Genomic DNA, 18,432 nt, shown 5'->3' on the forward strand with positions numbered 1-18,432 from the left:
TCGCCTATTCCTTCGGGGTCACGCCGTTGGCTTCGTCGTCGGTGTCCTCGAACTTCCTCCCGGCCAGCAGCGTCTTCTCGGAGACGCCGCCAACGGCCTCCTCCAGCATCGACAGGAACTCCATCGCCTTCTCCGCGCCCGGCCGGTAGTTCTCGTCGAACTGCTTGCCCATCTCACCGCTGCCGCCCGCGTGCCGGTAGGTGGCGGTCACGTTGCGCATGTGGGCGGCGAGCCGGTTGGCCGTCGAGGACCACTGACTGAGGTTGATCCCGCCCCTGGTCAGCCCGGAGGTGTCGACGTAGAGCCGGTCGTTCACCGCGACCACCTCCCGGCCTCGCCCAGCGCCGTGTCGAGCATGACCTGCAGGTCCGGCCCGTTCTCCCGCAGCTGCTGCAGGTCGACGCCGTCCGGGGTGAGCCCGGCCATCACCTCGTCGACCGCGGTGGCCGCCTGGCGCTGGGCGTCGGCGACCACCTCCACGATCTTGGCGCCGAGCTCCTTGGGCGCCATGTCCCGCCACCGCTGACCGTTGAACTCCAGTCCGGTGAGCGTGCCGCGACCGTCCACTGTGGCCTTGATCGCGCGGTCCTTCGTGGTGGCGCTCGCGGTCACCTCGTCGAGCTTGCCGAACGCGGCGCTGAACTGCTCCTGCTGAGCACGCAGTTCCTGCATCGCCCCGGTCATCTCGTTGTGCATCGAGGAGTACATCCCGGCCTCCGTAACGGTCGACTGCCCTTGTCGCTGACGTGCCTCTACCCGGTTGCGCTCTGCTCCGCGGCCTGCGTCGGCGTGGTCTGCTCCGGCTGCTTGGGAGCACGCGACGTCGAGACGTGGACGTGCGTGGGAGCCAGCGGTTCGTCGGTCTCGAGGGAGGGATCGTTCGGCAGCCCGATGACGCCGTTGCCGCCGACTTCGTCGGTGCCCCAGACCTTCTCGTCCTCGGACAGCCAGGTTTGGCGCTCGCGCTCCTTCTCGTTCTGCCCGTTGTTCATCGGCGGCATCATGGGCGGCATCATCGGCGGCATCCCACTGCGCTGGCCACCGACCGCGTCGCCGGACGGACCGCTCTGCTGGGTCGGCTGGTCCTGCCCGGACCAGTCCGACCACCCCTCGCCGCCGAACCCGCCGGAACCGCTACCGGGCACGTTCGAGCCGCTCCCGCCGGGCAGGTTCGAGCTCCCGCCCGCCGGATCGAAGCCACCGCCGGGGAAACCGGAACCGCCGCCCGGGATGTTCGACGTGCCACCGGCCGGATCGAAGTTCTCACCGGGGAAGTTCGCGCTGCCGCCGGGCGGGTTCGGGAGGCCGCCGGGCAGGTTGGAGTTCCCGCCCGCGGGATCGAAGTTCCCGCCAGGCAGGTTGGAGTTCCCACCTGCCGGATCGAAACCCCCGCCGGGCAGGTTCACGCTGCCGTCGGGCGGGTTCGGGAGGCCGCCGGGCAGGTTGGAGTTTCCGCCCGCGGGGTCGAAGTTTCCGCCAGGCAGGTTCACGCTGCCGCCGGGCGGATTCGGGAGGCCGCCCGGCAGGTTGGAGTTCCCGCCCGCGGGGTCGAAGTTCCCGCCAGGCAGGTTGGAGTTCCCACCTGCCGGATCGAAACCCCCGCCAGGCAGGTTCACGCCGCCGCCGGGCAAGTTCGACGATCCACCGGCCGGATCGAAGTTCCCACCGGGCAGGTTCGAGTTCCCACCCGGAGGATTCAGGCCGCCGGGCAGGTTCGAGGAGCCGCCCGCCGGATCGAAATTCCCGCCAGGCAGGTTCGACCCGCCAGGACCGCTGCCCAGCTCACCCGGCAGGTTCGACGACCCGCCCGCCGGATCGAAATTCCCACCCGGCAGGTTCGAGTTCCCACCGGGCAGGTTGCTGTTCAGCGACGGGAAGTTCGAACCGCCGTTCGCCGGGTCGAACGGGTTGTTCCCGCCCGGCATCTCGTTGAGGAGCCGCTGCCCCTCCCGCGGGTTCCCGCTGCCGTTCGCGTTCGACCCGCCCGGCATGCCACCGGGCGGCATGAGCGGCGGGATGCTACCGCCACCGTTGGCGGGCGGCGGAACGTTGAAGTCGCCACTGCCGTTCGCCGGCGGACCGTTGAGGCCTCCGGGCCCCTGACCACCGCCGGGCAGCTGGCCGTCACCGCCGACGGGCGGCAGGTCACCGCCACCGTTGGCAGGCGGCGGGACGTTGAAGTCGCCGCCACCGTTCGCAGGCGGACCGTTCAACCCGTCACCACCACCAGGCGGCGGGACGTTGAAGTTCCCACCACCATTCGCAGGCGGACCGTTCAGCCCGTTGCCGCCACCGGGCGGCGGAATGTTGAGGTCACCACCGCCACCCGGCGGCGGGATGTTGGGTCCACCGGTGCCGTTCGGCGGCGGGAAGTTGATGCCACCGCCCAGCGGCGGCAGGTTCCCGCCACCGCCTCCGGTGCCACCACCGGTCGTCGGGACCGGCGTCTCCAGGCCTTCCAGCGACGACTTCGTCCGCTCGTAGGCGGTCTGAAGCGCTTCGAGCTGCTTGCGCGCCTCCTCGTCGAGCGGCTTCATCTTCTTGCGGACGTGATCGCTGATCTTGGTGTTGATGTCGTTCCAGGTCGCCTGGCTGCCGAGCGGACCGGAGATCGTCGGGAAGCCGTCGGGGAGCTGGTAGGGCGTGAACGTCACCGCGTCCTCGTTCACCCCGCCCCGGTTGATCGAGAACCCGAGCAGGCCGGGCATTGTCCTGGTGACGGCCGGGCCGGTGTTGGCGTTGGAGTTGTACGCTCCCATCACCTTGGTGATGTAGGCCTCGGCCGTCGACCTGTCGTCGATCGCCAGCTCGTCCAGGGCGTAGTTCTCCGTGCCGTGCACCAGCCCCTTTCCCTTGACGTAGGTGGCGACGTTCCAGAGCACGGAGTTCATCGCGAGGTCGACCTCGTTGCGCACCGCGTTGCTGTACTTCGACCACACGTTGGCCATGCCCCGGCCGAAGGTCTTGACGGCCTCCGCGGCCTTCTGCAGGCCTTCCGAGGTGTGGCGCTCCTCCGCGATCTGCTCGTGCAGGCTCTCGACGGTCTCCATCAGGGCGGTGAGGTTCTGCTTGAGCGCGTACGCCGCCTTGCCCTTGAACGCCGAGTCGTCGCTGGTGAGCTTGGTGACCCACTGCTGGAGCGTGTCGCGGTTGGTGTCCAGCCACTTGACGTAGTGGTCGACGGCGCTCTTCGCCTCCCACAGCCGGTTGACGTTGAGCAGGCCGAGAACGCCGGAGCTGAGCCCGTCGGTCAGCTCGTCGATGTCGCGAACGGCGGTGGTCCAGTTGCCCGGCAGCGTGGCGTTTCGGTCCACCGAGATGTACCACTGGTCCCACGCGTGGTAGCTGTAGCCGGTCGCGGTGGTCTGGCCGTCGGTCTTCTCGCTGCCCGCCTTCGCGCCGGATTCGATGAACCAGCCCTGGTTCGCCTGGGCGCCGCTGTCCAGGACTCCGTGCAGGTTCGACCCTTCGCCGGTGACCGTGAACAGGATCTGGTCGAAGGTCGCGCGGGAGTGGTCGTCGCCCTTGATCGGCTTCGGGTCGCCGATGGGATCGGTCATCGCTTCGCTCCAGTCACACGGCGCCGGTCCCGCCGGTGAAACCGGGGAACTCGGTGGTGAACTTGGTGACGTCGTAGGCGGCGAGGTCGTCGGTCTCCTTGAAGACCACCTTCGCCTTCTCCAGCCCGTTCTCCAGCTGGGTCAGCTTCTTGCGGAGGTTCTTGTTCTCCGTGTCGACCGTGCCGCCGAAGTTCGTGCCCCACTTCACCAGCTTCTGCGCGGGCTCCCAGGTCTGGTTCATCGGCTGCAGCTGCAGCTCGGCGTCCAGGTACACGTCGGCGTGCGTAATCGCCTTGCGCGCACCGGCCTTGATCTCACCGATCACCGCGATCAGCGCGGTGTACTGCGCCTCGTCGAACTGGATGTTGGGATCCGGCCCGACGTCGCCGTTGGTCGGCACCTGGTTGTTGCCAGTTCCCGTTGGCATGCCGGGGAAGTTGTAGCCGCCGCCGGGGTAGCCCGTGTTCCCCGGCGTGTAAGGCGGGGTCTGCACCGGCGGGTTCTGTCCGGGAGCGTTCTGCACCGGCGGCTGGGACACCGGCGGAGGCTGCTGCGCAGGTGGGGGCTGGTAGCCGGGCGGGGGCTGCTGCGCAGGTGGGGGCTGGTAGCCGGGCGGGGGCTGCTGCGCAGGCGGAGGTTGCTGCGCGGGCGGGTTCTGCACCGGTGCCGTGACGACGCCCTCCGGCGTCAGCGGCACACCGGCCGGCACGACCGGCTGCGTCGGCTGGCCCGGTTCTGCGGGCTTTTCGAGCCGTTTCGCGGGCATGCGGAGAACCGCCGGTTCCAGCGGCACGTTCGGCTGGGCCGGCGTCAGCGGGCGGCTCGGCACCATGGGTTCCAGCCGCCTGAGCTCGCGGCCCCTCTCGTTGGGCGTGATGAGCCGGTCCTGCACCCGAACCAGCCGTCTCGGCTCGTTCGCGGGGTGGGTTTCGCTCGGGGACTGCTCCCCGGGGATCGGCGGGACGCCGGGGTCGACCGGCTGCACGGGTTCCCCCGGGATCGCCGGTTTCAGCGCGCGGAACTCCTGCCCCTGCTCCTCGGGTTCCTTGCGCACCGAGATGACGTACTTCTTCGCCTTGAGGGGTTCGAGCGGCGGCAGCCCCGGATCACCCGGCTGCGCCGGGTCCGATTCCGGCTGCTCGCCGGGCGCTTCGCCCTCGTACACCACTACGTGGTGCTCGGTCACGGTGAGCGGCTCCAGCGGCGGCAGCCCCGGATCAACCGGCTGCGCGGGTTCGCCCGGGATCGCGGGCTCCAGCCGGCTGTACTCGATCTCCTCGCCGCGGAACGGCTCCATCGGCTCCCCGTAGGACGCGGGGATCGCGGGCTCCAAGCGGCTGTGCAGGAAGCCGCCCGGAACCTCGCCGGGAGAGTCGTGGGGCGGCTCTCCCGGCGGTGGGTCGGGGACCTCGGTTCGCTCCACCGGCAGCGACACCGACACGCCCGTCACCTCGACCACGGTCTCGGGCTCGGGCAGGTCCTTCTCCTTCACCGAGAACTCCTTCCGATCGTTCGGCCCGCGCTCAGCGGGACGTCAACAGGGCGCCGATGTCGCTGCGGTGATCACTGGTTGAAGATCCGGGCGCCCTGCTGGTCGCCGTTGCGGAAGATCTCGTGGATGTTGATCGAGGAGACCGAGGTGAGGTTGATCCGCTCAGTCATCTGCTGGTACGAGCGGTTCCACTGGTTCTGGCTCTCCAGCCAGATGGGCTGCGCCTGACCCCACGATGCCTCGGGGATGTTCTTCAGCCCGGCGTTGAGGTTCTCCAGGATGGTGCCGAGCATCCGCACCGACTGCAGCAGCTGCTCGTTGACCTCGAGGTATCCGTTGTGGTTGACGTCGAACGCGGTCATCCGATTTCCCTTTCCGATGAGTGCCGAACCGGCTGGTCTTGACGGCTCTTGGTCCTTGTCTTGAAACGCCGAAGGCGTTTAGCCCGCCCTCGGCGCTCGCACCGCCGCGGGTTCTCAGCGTTCGCCTGGCGAGGACAGCCCGTTCGCCGTGTATTGGGCATACATAAGAACGGGATCCCGCAGCCAGGCGGGCGCTGAGGTTCCGCCACCCGCACCGCCACGCAGAACGAGCCTGGAATTCAACGAACTACTGGGCTGCGCCGCCAGTTTCGGTTTCAACGTTGCGGTTGGTCTGCAGGAGGCCGGTGGCCTTGCCCTTGAGGTTCTCCAGCTCCGTGACGATCTTGTTGTAGTCCGTGCTCCAGTCGTTGAGCAGGCGGGAGAGCTTCATGCCGGACGTGGAGTTGTTGACCGAGGGCAGCTGCCCGGACACTCCCGACACCGAGTTGTTGAGCTGACGCATCTGGCCGAGTGCGTTGTCGGTGGCGCTGATGACCTGCGTCAGCATTCCGTCGTCGTAACCGAACTTGCTCATCGGATTTCCTCCTCCGTTGCGGACTGCGATCTGCCGACCAGGTCGAGCACCGGTCCGGTCGGCAGCAGGGCGAGCAGATCCGCGGGGACCGGTTCCGCGGAGTCCACCGAGTAGCCGAGGGCTTCGGCTGCTTTCTCGTTGGCGACCGGGAACTTCGCCCCGGCCTCGGTGATCAGGTAGACGCCCGCGCCGGGCACGCCCGGTGCCGGGCGGGTGCGGGCGATGAATCCGGAGTTGGGCCGCACGTCGACGAGGTCGGCGACCCGGCCGTCGCGGGTAACGCCGGCGATCTCGCTGTTCGCGGCGGATCCGCTCATGTCCGGAGCCGACACCAGCGTCACCTCGCCCGAGGCCCACCGCACGCACGGCACGCGGCGTTCGAGGTCCATCCCGGACGGCGGCTGCGACGGCATTTCGGACTGCCACACCGGCGCGGGCAGCACCTGTTGCGTGGCCAGCTGAGCAGGGGTGATGGTGATGGTCGGCGGCAACTCCACGTCCGGGTCGGCACCGAGCAGCGCCGCGACGGTGCGCGACACCGGCACCAGCCCGGCCGCATCCACCACGAACGTCTTGTCGCCGACTGCTTCGGGCGCGGTCACCAGCTGGCCGATCACGGTCTGCTGACCGGCGACGGTCGGCCCGGCGCCACCGTGCGGCACCGGCGGTGCGCCGAGGTCGGGCCCGGCGGGCAGCGTGTTGAGCCACGCCGAGTCGACCTGCACAGTTGTGGCCGGGTCCAGCCCGAGCGCGCGGGGCACCCACGGTGCGGTGATCCGCAGCCGGGTTCCCTGCCACACGAGGAATTGCTGGTCGCCCTCGCGGGCCAGCACCGCCTCGTTCGCGCCCAGCTCGGTCACCCCGGGCATCGGCCCGACGGTCGCCGAGAGTCCCGGGTCGTCGTCCTGCACTCCCGCGCACACCGTCCACGGCTGGCCACCCGCCATCGGCGACGGCAGCGCGTCCGGGGCGCCAGGGATGCCGATCGGAGCGCCCTTCGGGAAGTCCGCCAGCTCCTCGCCGCTGACCTTCGCGACCTGCGGCTCCCCTTCCGCCAGCAGCCGGGCGGAGGCGTAGTTCAGCACCGGGCGCAGCCGCCCGTCGACGAGCATGTACCGGTTGCCGGAATCCTTGTCCACCACCAGGAATCCCGGCTTCTCGCGCCAGGCGTTGCCACCCATCCCGGTGAGCAGGCTGACGATCAGCACGATGCCCATCACCAGCAGCGCTATCCCGATGCCGCCCGCCATCCCGACGGTGGTGCGGCGCAGCGGCCGGTTCGGGTCGTTGGGGTCGGTGCGCAGCACCGCCGCGAGGATCCGCCCGACCAGGAACGAGTGAGCTTCGACCTGTTCACGCCTGCCGTACATGCGCGACCTCCCTTCTACTGCTGAACACGGCTGCCACGTCCGGAAAGGTTCAGAACCACGAGGCGACCACGCCGTAGAAACCGGTGACCGTCAGCACGAGCGCCAGCACCGCGAGCGCGCAGATCCAGTGCAGGATGTCGCCGAGTCGTCCCCACCGCGGCACCAGCCGCCGACCGGGCAGCACCTGCGCCCCGGCCAGCGCGTTCCCGGCGAGCCCGAGCAACCCGACCAGCACGCAGATCTGCCCGAGCAGCGGCAGATTCACGACCCAGCCCAGCAGCACCGAGATCAGCGCGGCGGAGGCGGGCACCAGCGCGGCGGCCCGGTGCCAGATCCCGCGCAACTCCCGCGCCTGCAACAACAACAGCGTCGCGACAACGAGCCCGAGCGCAACGGTGTCCCATTCCAGGTGCGAGGTGAGCACCAGCAGCGCCCCCGAGCACACCGCGCCCAGCACCACCAGGAACGCGGTCAGGTGCGCGTCGGCGACGGCCGCCCGGTCGAGAACGTCCTTGCTGGGCAACGGTTCCAGGCCCTGCTGGAACTCCTCGGCGGTGTTCGGCACCGGCTCGGCGACGAGCCCGGCGAGCCAGGTGGCCAGCTGCGGCGCGGCCCTGGTCACGGCCAGCACCATCGCGACGAGAACGGCCGCGGTCGCATGCGCTTCCAACCCCAGCAGCAGGCCGACCAGGCATCCGAGCGCCGTCAGAACAGCACCGCAGGCGACCGCGAGGAATCCCGCCCTCGCCAGGTCGAGCGCGGCCCGAGCAGCAACGGCGCCCGCCGCCACGACCACCGCCCCCGCGAGCGAGCCCGCGACGGTGAACCAATCGGTGGGAGGAGCGGAACCGGCAGGCATCGCGAACCCCGCGACGCCGAGCGAAACCACCCCGACCGCACCGAGTGTCAACGCGCCGGTGCGCTCCTCGAGCAGCCGCGCCAGCAGCGCGCCGCCGCCGATCATGACGAGCCCGACCACCCCACCGCTGATCGCGGTCACCGTCCCGCTCTCGGCGAACGTGGTGACCAGCACCGCGAGCAGCCCGCACAGCGCGGCGAGCCCGAGGCACACCCGCCGGGTCAACGCCGGGCGCCAGCTGTCGGTGCGCGCGGAAAGTCCGGTGTGGATGCCGTCGACCAGGTCGTCGAAGTCGGCCAGCGGCAGCTGGTCGTTGCGTGGCCGCAGGTGCAGCACATCGCCGTCGTACAAACCGGCCGCGGCGGTCCCGTGCTCCTCGTTCAGCGGTGCCTCACCGAGCCGCTGCAACACCCAACCGCCGTGCGCGAGCCCAGAGGTGGCCAGCGCCGGATCGAGGTGCCCGAGCACGGTGGGCATCAGGTCGGAGATCGGCACGTGCGCGGGCACAGCCAGCTCAACCCGCGAGGTAGGACCGCAAATGGTCAACCGGCACATCTCCCCGGAACCCCCGCCGGCCTGTGCGGGCTGCCCCGGCGGAGCCACCTGACCAGCAGCCGCCCCGCTCCCATTCGTCACCGCCATACCCCCACCACGGCGCCCCCACCCCCAAAGGTTCAACCCCACCGGGAAACCCCTCACCAACAACCACCCGACCCCGGCCCACCGTCCAGCGTGGTGCCGATTTCGCGCGAAATCGCCGAGTGCGCGGCGCAACGGGTTCGACGGCCCATGCGCAGGAGAACGGGGCGGTGCGCCGAGGAAGGGCGCACCGCCCCGGCCGAGCGGGCTCGGTGGTGGTCGGGGGCATGACACCGAGCCGCTCTCAGGAGGTGGCCGGACGCGAGGGAGGGGGAACACGTCCGGCCACCGGGTGGACCGGTGCGGAGGTCGGGGATTCACCGCACCGGCCCGCTTGTGCGGCTAAGCGGGCTCCCGCAGGCGATGTCGACCACCGCCGGAATCCTCCTGCGCGGCCTGCTGTTCCGCCTCTACCTGCGAAATCAGCTGCCAGACGTCGTAGTTGCCTTCGCTGTGGCGAGCACGTGGCAGCCGAGCGAATACCAACGCGTAGATGAAGACGTTGATCAGCACGAGCGCCGCAACTTGGATCCAGAACACATGGCCCAGAGGTGCCCTCGGTAATTGCCGGGGGCACCTTTGCGCGTCGAGAGGGCGCGTTCGCAGCGACGGCGGTGTTCTGGTCGTCGCCGCCTCACGCTGGGAGAACTTCCTCGCAGCCACGCGGGCCGGTCGCTACGACCTGTGACGCTGCTCCTGGGTGCCCGGTGAACGTCCCGGTGGGTGCTGGCCGTGTAGGGGGTGGAGCGGACCAGCAGCGAGGAGCCGAGCGTCATGACACCCCTTGCGTCAACCGGAGTCCTGCTCAACCGCACCTCAGGGGACCGTGATGCAACCCAGCCACAAGAAACCGCGAAACGCGAGCTCGATCCCGGGCGCGACCACCACTGAAAATCGCGGAGAGGCGGACTGCGCATGACCACCACCCTGTTCCGCAGGCCGAACCGGGAACAGCCACCGGAGATGCCGAGCGGGGAGCTGTCCCTGCAGGAGCCGCCCGCGCTGCCGGAGATCGTGGGCCGGGACTGGCTGTCCTCGATGATGATGCTGCCGATGATGCTCGGCAGCGGCGTGTTCATGCTGATCTACATCGGACCGCGCAACCCGATGCTGGGCATGGGCATGTTCGGCCTGATGCTGACGATGGCGCTGCTGATGTTCCTGGTCCAGCTGGCCCGCGGCGGGACCGAGCGGCGGCAGAAGATGCGCGGCGAGCGGCGCGACTACCTGCGCTACCTCGGTCAGGTCCGCACCCAGGTGCGCTCCGCAGCGACCCGGCAGCGGGAGTCGCTGTCCTGGCGCCACCCGGACCCGAACAGCCTGTGGTCGGTGGCGATGACCGGGCGGTTGTGGGAACGCCGGGCCGCGCACGGCGACTTCGCCGAGGTCCGCATCGGCACCGGCTCGCAGCGCCTCGCAGTCCGGATGAATCCGCTGAGCACCAAGCCGATCTCCGATCTCGAACCGCTGTCCGCGCGGGCGCTGCGCAAGTTCATCAACGCCCACAGCACGGTCGCCAACCTGCCGACGTCGCTGTTCCTGCGCGGGTTCGCCAAGGTCCGCTTCGCCGGTGACGAGGAGGCGATCCGCGCGGTCACCCGGTCCGTGCTCGCGCAGCTGGTCACCTTCCACTCGCCGGAGGACCTGCGGGTCGTGGTGTGCGCAGCGCCCGACCGCGTGCACCTGTGGGACTGGGTGAAGTGGCTGCCGCACGCGCAGCACCCGGTCGAGCAGGACGGCGCGGGCCAGGTCCGGCTGCTGGCCGACGGGGTGGACGCGCTGACCGAGCTGCTCGACGCCGAACTCGGCGAACGCGGCAGGTTCGAGGCGGCCTCCGCGCCGAACCCGGAGGAGCCCTACGTGGTGATCGTGCTCGACGGCGTCGACGTGCCGTCGGAGTCGCGCCTGGCGGGCACCGGCTACCACAACTCCGTGGTGCTCGACGTCTCCGACGCGCTCACCGGCGGCGCCGGGCGCACCACGCTGCGGCTGGACGTCACCGCCGAGCAGGTGGACATGGTCCGCACCGACCGCACCGGCCAGGAGGTGCGGACCAAGCTGTGCGCCCCAGACCTGCTCACCACCGCGAAGGCCGCAACCCTGGCCCGGACGATCTCCCCCTACCGCCTCGGCGGCACGACCGATGTGGCCGAGCCGATGGTGGCGAACTTCGAACTGCCGCAGCTGCTCGGCATCGGCGACCTCGACGCGTGGGATCCGAAGTCGATGGCGCGCAACGGGTTGACCCGCGACCGACTGCGGATCCCCATCGGCATCACGGAGAACGGCGCGCCGATCGAGCTCGACATCAAGGAGTCTGCGCAGGGCGGGATGGGCCCGCACGGGTTGCTGATCGGCGCCACCGGTTCCGGCAAGAGCGAGCTGCTGCGCACGATGGTGCTGGGCATGGCGATGACGCACTCGTCGGAGACGCTGAACTTCGTGCTGGTCGACTTCAAGGGCGGCGCGACGTTCCTCGGCCTCGACCAGCTCCCGCACGTCTCCGCGGTGATCACCAACCTCGCCGACGAGGCGACCCTGGTGACCAGGATGCAGGACGCGCTGCACGGAGAAATGGTGCGGCGACAGGAATTCCTGCGCTCGGCCGGGAACTACAGCTCGCTGCTGGAGTACGAGAAGGCCCGGCTGTCCGGCACTCCGCTCGACCCGCTGCCGACGCTGTTCGTGATCGTCGACGAGTTTTCCGAGCTGCTGGCGTCCAACCCGGACTTCGGCGAGCTCTTCGTCATGATCGGTCGGCTCGGCCGGTCGCTGGGCGTGCACCTGCTGCTGGCCAGCCAGCGCATCGAGGACGGGCGCATGCACAAGCTGGAGAGCCACCTGTCCTACCGGATCGGGCTGCGCACGTTCTCCGCGATGGAGAGCCGCTCGGTGATCGGCGTGCCCGACGCCTACCAGCTGCCGAGCGCGCCCGGCAACGGCTACCTGCGCAGCGACGTTGCGACGCTGATCCGCTTCAAGGCCGCCTACGTGTCCGGCCAGCACCGCAGGCGCACCCGCGAACAGCGGCAGGAGGAGGTGCGGCGGCAGGTCGTCCCGTTCAACGTGGGCAAGCTCCCGGTGCCCGCCACGCCCACTCCGGAACCCGCGCCCGCCCCGGAGGACACCGATTCCAGCGAGTCGGTGCTGTCCGTCGCGGTGGACAAGCTGATGGGGCACGGCCCGCCCGCGCACCAGGTGTGGCTGCCGCCGCTGGCCGATCCGCCGTCGCTGGACCAGCTGCTGCCGCCGCTGCTGCCCGATCCCGACCGCGGGCTGACCGCGGCGAGCTGGCCGGGCTGCGGCCGGCTGGTGGTGCCGGTCGGCGTGGTGGACAAGCCGTTCGAGCAGAGCCGCGACCTGCAGGTGGTCGACCTCTCCGGGGCGGGCGGGCACGTCGGCATCGCCGGTGGCCCGCAGTCCGGCAAGAGCAACCTGCTGCGCACCCTGATCACCTCCATCGCACTCACCCACACCCCGGCCGAGGCGCAGTTCTACTGCCTCGACTTCGGCGGCGGCACGCTGTCCGCATTGGACGGTCTGCCGCACGTCGGCGGCGTGGCCGGGCGGCTGCAGGCCGAGCGGGTGGCTCGCACCATCGCCGAGGTGCAGACCCTGCTGGCGGAGCGGGAGAAGACCTTCGCCGAGCACGAGGTGGAGAGCATGGCCTCCTACCGCGAGCGGCGCGCCAAGGGCGAGTTCGCCGACGACCCGCACGGCGACGTGTTCCTGGTCGTCGACGGGTGGGGCGCGCTGCGCTCGGAGTTCGAGCAGCACGACATGTCTCTTCGCGCGCTGGCCGCCCGCGGCCTCGCCTACGGCGTGCACCTGCTGCTCACCACGAACCGCTGGTCCGACGTGCACAGCGCGCTGCGCGACCAGCTCGGCACCCGGCTGGAGCTGCGGCTCGGCGACTCGATCGACTCGATGATCAACATGCGCAAGGCGGCGGAGGTGCCGCAGATCCCGGGCCGGGGCATGACGCCCGACCAGATGCACTTCCTGGCCGGGGTACCGCGCATCGACGGTGTGGCGGGCACCCAGGAGCTCTCCGACTCGACCCGCGAGCTGTGCGCGGCGGTCGCGGAGAGCTGGCCGCACCGGGGCGCGCCGGTGGTGCGGATGCTGCCCGCCGTGCTGCCCGCCGAGGAACTGCCCGCACCGAAGCCCGGCCCGAAGGTGGCGCTGGGCGCGGGCGAACTGGACCTGCAGCCGGTGTGGCACGACTTCGGCAGCCGCCCGCACCTGACCATCGTCGGCGACAGCGCCAGCGGCAAGACGGCGGCGCTGCGGCTGATCGCGAACGCCATCACCACCGTGTACTCGCCGGAGGAAGCACAGGTGTTGGTCGTCGACCCGCGCCGAACGCTGCTGGAATCGGTGCCGGAGCCCTACCGCCGCGGCGCCGCGGTGTCCACGCCGGCGGCCGAGACAATGGTCCGGCAGCTGGCCGAGGAGCTGAAGGAACGAGTCCCCGGCACCGACATCACCCCAGCGCAGCTGCGCAGGCGGGACTGGTGGAGCGGACCGGAGATCTTCGTGCTGGTCGACGACTACGACCTGATGCTGGGCCCGATGGGCGGCCCGTTCGACCCGCTCGTGGAGCTGGTGCCGCAGGCCGGTGACATCGGCCTGCACCTGGTGATGGCCCGCGCGGCGGCGGGCTCGAGCCGGTCGTCGATGGAGCCGGTGACCCGCCGCTTGCAGGAGTCCAACACCCCGGAGCTGGCGCTGTCGATGCCGGCCAATGAACTACCACTGCTCAACGGCGCCCGCGGCCGCCAGCTGCCACCAGGCCGAGCGCTGCTGGTGACCCGTCGCGACGGCATCGGCCTGCAGATCGGCTGGACGGAGGAACCGGAATGAGCAGCCCTGCGCCAACCCCAGCACTGCACAACCGCACCCCAGGGGAACGTGACGCAACCCAGCCACAAGAAACCACGAAACGCGAGGCCACTCCCGGACGCAACCACAACTGTGAATCGCGGAGAGGCGGAATGAACACCCGCCTACGGCTCACCGTGCTCGCCGCGGTCCTGGGCATCGCGGCCACCACCACCCCGATGATCGCCGTCGCCCAGCCGATCGGCCAGTGCACGCCACCGTCGGAAACGCCGGTGACGAAGATGTCCTGGGCGCAGCAGCGGATGGCCGCCGACCGGGCGTGGCCGTTGACGCAGGGAGACGTGGTCGTCGGCGTGGTCGACACCGGCGTCAGCGCCGCCGCACCCGCGCTGTCCGGCGCGGTCCTACCGGGCACGGACCTGCAGGGCGGCCCCGGCAACGGAGACTGCTTCGGCCGCGGCACGTTCCTCGCGTCGCTGATCGCGGCCCGCCCGAGCAGCGACCCGCACGTCCCGTTCGCCGGAGTGGCACCGGGCGCGAAGATCTTCCCGGTCCGGGTCAGCGACGACCCGCCCAAGATCCAGGACCACGCCGGACTCGCGATCTCGATCGCCAAGGGCATCAAGGCCGCCGTCGACGGCGGCGCCCGAGTGGTCGCCGTAGGCCTGGTGGCCACATTGGACATGCCGGAGCTACGCGCCGCGGTCGCCTACGCGGCCGAGCGGGACGTGCTGGTCATCGCACCGGCCGCGGTACCGAAGAAGGGCCAACTCGCCTTCCCCGCAAGGATTCCCGGCGTCCTGGCGGTAGCACCCGTCGGCCCGGAAGGCCCGGTCCAAACGCCGACGTACGGCGCGGACCCGGCAATCGCGGGACCGGCCCAGCAGTTGGTGGGAGTCGCCCCGCAAGGAGCAGGCCACCGCGTCTCCTCCGGCAATGAACTATCCGTGGCATACGTAGCAGGCGCAGCCGCCCTAGTCCGCGCCTACCACCCAGCCCTGTCCGCCCCCGAAGTGGCAGCCCGTCTCCTGAACTCAGCAGACCACCCCTCAACACCTCTCCCGAACAAGACAATCGGCTACGGCGTAGTCGACCCATTCGCGGCAGTCACCACAATCCCCAACACCGACCCGCCCGCAACCCCGATCCCAGAAGACCTAGCGGTCCCCAAAGCAGCAGTACCTGACCCGGCCCCAGCCACCCGAGCCCTCTGGCTAGCCGGCGGCCTAACCGCAGCAGCCCTCCTCCTAGCGGGCCCGGTGATCGCCGCAGCAGCCCGCCGCCGCCGCGCGGACTGAAAGACTCATGTTGATCATTCGCAGGACTTGCTTCGATCGGGAGTTCCGTGAGGGAGCGGTCCCACTCATCGAGTGCGGTCGGATGTCACGATTGATCGGTCTCGATTCGTTGCCAGACGGTGACCGCGTGCTCCTCGAACAACTGCGCTGCCCGTTCGGCGTCGCCGCTCGCGATCACGTCGACGAGCGGGGCGTGCGTCTCCGCGATGTAGCTTAGGTTCGGGTAGTAGAGCCGGTTGCTGATGACGGTGAAGCCGCGCATGCAGCCTTCCAACATCGCCCAAATTTCCGGCAGAAGTGGGTTTCCACCGGCCCGCCATACCCGCCGGTGGAACGACGCGTCGGCTTCGACCATGCCGAGTAGATCGTCGTTGGTCGCCGCGGCCCGCAGCAGCTCGAGATCGGTCTGGAGGCCGGAAACCAGTTCCGGATCCGACTTGCGGCAGGCGAGTTCGGCGGCGAGCCGCTCCAGCGGAATGCGAACCTGATACGCATGCCGGGCCTCGTCCTGGCTGATCTCCGCGACGTAGCTGCCGCGACGTGGCATCTGGATGACCATGCGTTCGCGCGTTAACCGCAGCAGGGCCTCGCGCACCGGAGACTGGCTCACCGACATCCGAGCGGCGATCTCCTGCTCGCCAAGGCGCGTTCCCGGCTGCAACTCCCCACTGGTGATCGCGGTTTTGAGCCGTTCGTAGACCTGCTCGGACAGGCGCACGTTGCCCACCGGGCTGTCCAGACCGCTGCTCACGCGCCGGTCTGAGTGAACTGGCATGTCGGCTCCGCATCGTCCACGGCCGCGTCGAGGGATTGACGTGGCCACCATTGAATGTCACATTATCTCAGATCGCCAATCGATTGGCGATTGGCGATTGGAAGTAGATTGGATTGACAGTGACGAATGCACCGGCCGCACGCCCATCCGTCGACCTGGACAGGGTCCGTACCGAGCTCACCGCAGCCGTGCTGTGCGATGCGCTCGACGATGCGGGGCTTCGCAACCAGGCACTGTCCGCAGGCATCGCCCCTGTAAGCGAGCACCAGACGATGGCTGGTTGGGCCGCCCCCGTGGCGATCCAGCGGGTCTACGACGTGCCGGCGGCGCCGTTCGCGGGCCTGCTTGCCGCGCTGGACGCGATTGGCGCCGACGAGGTCTTCGTTACGCCAACGGCGCGGGCTACGGATCTGGCGGTGTGGGGCGGGTTGCTGTCCTCGGTGAGCCGCAAGCGGGGCGCTGCCGGTGCGCTCACCGATGGCCTTATTCGCGATGTCAACCAGATCAGGGAACTCGATTTTCCGGTGTTCTCCGCCGGGACGATTCCGTACGACAGCTTGGGTCGGCATGAGATCGTGGCGCATCGAGTGCCGTGCGTGCTCGACGGTGTTCGGATCGAGCCCGGTGACCTCATCTTCGGCGACTGCGATGGAACTGTCGTCATTCCGCAGGGCGTCGTCGAAGACGTCCTTGAGGCCGCATTCTCCAAGCGCGCCAATGAGGACCAGTTTCTGCAGGCCGTCCTCGGCGGCTCCACCGCGACGGCGGCATACGAGCGGTTTGGCGTGCTCTAAGCCCACGACCCCGGCCTGTTGCCGTCGTCGCTGACTTCGACCGGGCCGAAGGAGAAACACCATGCAGAGCCCCAAATCGACGGAATCCAGCGCGACACGACCGGCCGTGCCGGAATCGCGGATGATCCGCAGGGCGGCACTAGCTGGTGCGACCGGAACCGTCATCGAGTGGTACGACTACGCGCTCTACGGTGCCGCCTCCGCGCTGTTCATTGGTCCGCTGTTCTTCCCAGGAAGCTCACCGGCCGGCGGGACGCTCGCGGCGTTCGCCACCTTCGCCGTCGGCTTCTTCGCCAGGCCGGTGGGTGGCGTACTCCTCTCCCACTTCGGCGATCGGATTGGTCGCAAACCCACGCTCATCGCCACCGTGGTCCTGATGGGCGCGAGCACCGTCCTGATGGGTCTGCTGCCAACGTACGAAACCGCCGGCGTGCTCGCGCCGATCCTCCTGGTCGTGCTGCGCCTGGCGCAAGGACTCGGCGCTGGGGCGGAACTGGCCGGCGCCATGACCATGATCGCCGAATACGTACCGGCTCGCAGGCGGGGGTTCTACACGTCGATCCCCAACGCGGCCACCGCGGTCGGCCTGCTGTTGGCCACCCTTGCCTTCCTCGCGGTGCAGGCCATGCCGCGCGACTGGGCATTGAGCTGGGGCTGGCGAATTCCGTTCCTGGGCAGCGTCGTGATCTTCGCGGTCGCCATGATGATCCGCAACTCCCTTGACGAGACACCGGACTTCGCCAGAGCGCAGGAAAATGCCAGGGAAACCAGTGCTCGGGCGGAGAAGCGCAAGCCTCCCTTTGTCATGCTGATCCGGGAACGTCCCCGTGAAGTCCTGCTGGCCTTCCTCACCATCACCGGGCACAACGCCAACGCCTACATCCTGAACACCTTCACCCTCAGCTACGTCACCAAAAACCTGCACATGAGCGAGGCGGCCGGACTCACCGCTGTCGTCGCGGGCTCCGTGGCGGCCATCGTGACGACGCCGTTGTTCGGCGCCATGTGTGACCGCATCGGCAGGGTCAGGGTTTTCGCGTTCGGCGCGGCGTTTGTCATGACAGCGGCATTTCCCTTCTTCGCCTTGCTCGATACCCGGGAACCATGGGTGGCAGTACTGGCGATGATGGCCGGCTACGGCATTGGATTCGGCGCGATGGCGGGCGCACAGGGAGCCTTCCTCGCGGAGCTTTTCGACACCAAGTACCGCTTCACGGGCATCGCGGTGACCCGCGAAGCCAACGGTGTCCTGGTCGCCGGGCCGACCCCGTTCATCGCGTCTGCACTGACCGGAGTCCTTGGCGGACGCCCCTGGCTGGTCGCGTCCTACCTCTTCGGTTGTGCTCTCATCACGCTCGTCGCGTTGGTCATCGCCGCAAATCGCAAGCAGTCCGCTGATGTTGCTAGTTGAGCGCCGGTTCCTCGCACCAAACACCCGGTGGGGTTTTCGGCGGCTATTGGGAGCCGGTGCTTGACAGGCGTCTTACAGGAGACTCAAGTGCCTATTTATCCGACAAAACCTATTAATGGGCTTCATGGTGGAAGGCGTGGTACGGCCCTCTGGCGTGCCGATCGCCCGGCCGCTCTGACAACCGGAATGGGGTTCTGCCGATGACGCGTGGGAAGCAACGCGCCTATGCAGGCGTCCAACGGCCCGCGCGGCCTCGTGGGATGCGCAACAACTTGCGCTGGGCGATGGCGCTGTTGTGCTTCGGTGGCATGGCGGTCAACTACATCGACCGCACGACGATCAGCGTCGCACTACCGGCGATGTCCAAGGACTTGCACATCAGTCCGTCGATCCAGGGCTGGCCCGCCCCGGAGTTTCCGGACAGTGGCCCCACTAGAATGGGGTTGTCTGGAACGGAGTAAGTGAGTGTCGCAACGGCGTCGGAAGTTTTCA

15 protein-coding genes are annotated in these 18,432 nt (G+C 69.2%); 5 read left to right on the forward strand and 10 right to left on the reverse strand.

What is annotated here, in order from left to right; all coding sequences use genetic code 11:
* Window positions 1–4: 4 nt before the first annotated feature.
* From ACWCO2_RS22610 to ACWCO2_RS22650, 9 genes are all read right to left on the reverse strand, one after another.
* Window positions 5–316: a hypothetical protein gene (locus ACWCO2_RS22610; RefSeq protein ID WP_450129739.1), complete on the reverse strand. Its 312-nt coding sequence runs from the start codon at window positions 314–316 to the stop codon at window positions 5–7.
* Complete coding sequence (locus ACWCO2_RS22615; protein WP_450129740.1) at window positions 313–708, reverse strand: YbaB/EbfC family nucleoid-associated protein; 396 nt, start codon at window positions 706–708, stop codon at window positions 313–315. Before ACWCO2_RS22615 ends, ACWCO2_RS22610 begins: the two co-directional genes overlap by 4 nt.
* A 44-nt stretch (window positions 709–752) precedes the next feature.
* Window positions 753–3,560: a hypothetical protein gene (locus ACWCO2_RS22620; protein WP_450129741.1), complete on the reverse strand. Its 2,808-nt coding sequence runs from the start codon at window positions 3,558–3,560 to the stop codon at window positions 753–755.
* A gap of 13 nt (window positions 3,561–3,573) precedes the next feature.
* Window positions 3,574–5,052, reverse strand: coding sequence for a hypothetical protein (locus ACWCO2_RS22625; RefSeq protein WP_450129742.1), 1,479 nt, complete (start codon window positions 5,050–5,052; stop codon window positions 3,574–3,576).
* 71 nt (window positions 5,053–5,123) lie between these two features.
* Window positions 5,124–5,414 (reverse strand): WXG100 family type VII secretion target, encoded by a 291-nt coding sequence (locus tag ACWCO2_RS22630; protein ID WP_450129743.1) that lies wholly within the window; start codon window positions 5,412–5,414, stop codon window positions 5,124–5,126.
* A gap of 247 nt (window positions 5,415–5,661) precedes the next feature.
* Window positions 5,662–5,949, reverse strand: a complete 288-nt coding sequence (locus ACWCO2_RS22635) for a hypothetical protein (protein WP_450129744.1) — start codon at window positions 5,947–5,949, stop codon at window positions 5,662–5,664.
* On the reverse strand, window positions 5,946–7,319 hold the full coding sequence (eccB, locus tag ACWCO2_RS22640; RefSeq protein WP_450129745.1) for a type VII secretion protein EccB: 1,374 nt from the start codon (window positions 7,317–7,319) through the stop codon (window positions 5,946–5,948). The genes ACWCO2_RS22635 and eccB overlap by 4 nt, the downstream gene beginning before the upstream one ends.
* Window positions 7,320–7,368: 49 nt before the next feature.
* Window positions 7,369–8,820 carry a type VII secretion integral membrane protein EccD gene (eccD, locus tag ACWCO2_RS22645; protein WP_450129746.1) on the reverse strand — a complete coding sequence of 484 codons (1,452 nt, stop codon included), beginning with the start codon at window positions 8,818–8,820 and terminating at the stop codon, window positions 7,369–7,371.
* A gap of 339 nt (window positions 8,821–9,159) precedes the next feature.
* The gene (locus tag ACWCO2_RS22650; RefSeq protein WP_450129747.1) at window positions 9,160–9,330 is read right to left on the reverse strand and encodes a hypothetical protein; all 171 of its coding nucleotides are present in this window, start codon (window positions 9,328–9,330) and stop codon (window positions 9,160–9,162) included.
* 402 nt (window positions 9,331–9,732) lie between these two features.
* Between ACWCO2_RS22650 and eccCa the strand changes: the two genes are divergently transcribed.
* A complete protein-coding gene (gene eccCa, locus ACWCO2_RS22655) occupies window positions 9,733–13,683 on the forward strand; it encodes a type VII secretion protein EccCa (protein ID WP_450129748.1) in 3,951 nt (1,316 codons plus the stop codon).
* Between the two features lie 131 nt (window positions 13,684–13,814).
* A complete protein-coding gene (locus ACWCO2_RS22660) occupies window positions 13,815–14,960 on the forward strand; it encodes a S8 family serine peptidase (RefSeq protein ID WP_450129749.1) in 1,146 nt (381 codons plus the stop codon).
* A gap of 85 nt (window positions 14,961–15,045) precedes the next feature.
* Here the strand turns inward: ACWCO2_RS22660 and ACWCO2_RS22665 are convergent, their stop codons facing one another.
* The gene (locus ACWCO2_RS22665) at window positions 15,046–15,711 is read right to left on the reverse strand and encodes a GntR family transcriptional regulator (protein ID WP_450129750.1); all 666 of its coding nucleotides are present in this window, start codon (window positions 15,709–15,711) and stop codon (window positions 15,046–15,048) included.
* A gap of 143 nt (window positions 15,712–15,854) precedes the next feature.
* Between ACWCO2_RS22665 and ACWCO2_RS22670 the strand changes: the two genes are divergently transcribed.
* From ACWCO2_RS22670 to ACWCO2_RS22680, 3 genes are all read left to right on the forward strand, one after another.
* The gene (locus tag ACWCO2_RS22670; RefSeq protein ID WP_450129751.1) at window positions 15,855–16,529 is read left to right on the forward strand and encodes an RraA family protein; all 675 of its coding nucleotides are present in this window, start codon (window positions 15,855–15,857) and stop codon (window positions 16,527–16,529) included.
* Window positions 16,530–16,650: 121 nt separating this feature from the next.
* Entirely contained in the window at window positions 16,651–17,940 is a 1,290-nt protein-coding gene (locus ACWCO2_RS22675; RefSeq protein ID WP_450129752.1) for an MFS transporter, read from the forward strand.
* A gap of 260 nt (window positions 17,941–18,200) precedes the next feature.
* A complete protein-coding gene (locus ACWCO2_RS22680; RefSeq protein ID WP_450129753.1) occupies window positions 18,201–18,401 on the forward strand; it encodes a hypothetical protein in 201 nt (66 codons plus the stop codon).
* Window positions 18,402–18,432: the final 31 nt, after the last annotated feature.

Source organism: Saccharopolyspora sp. NPDC002376 (assembly GCF_053593195.1).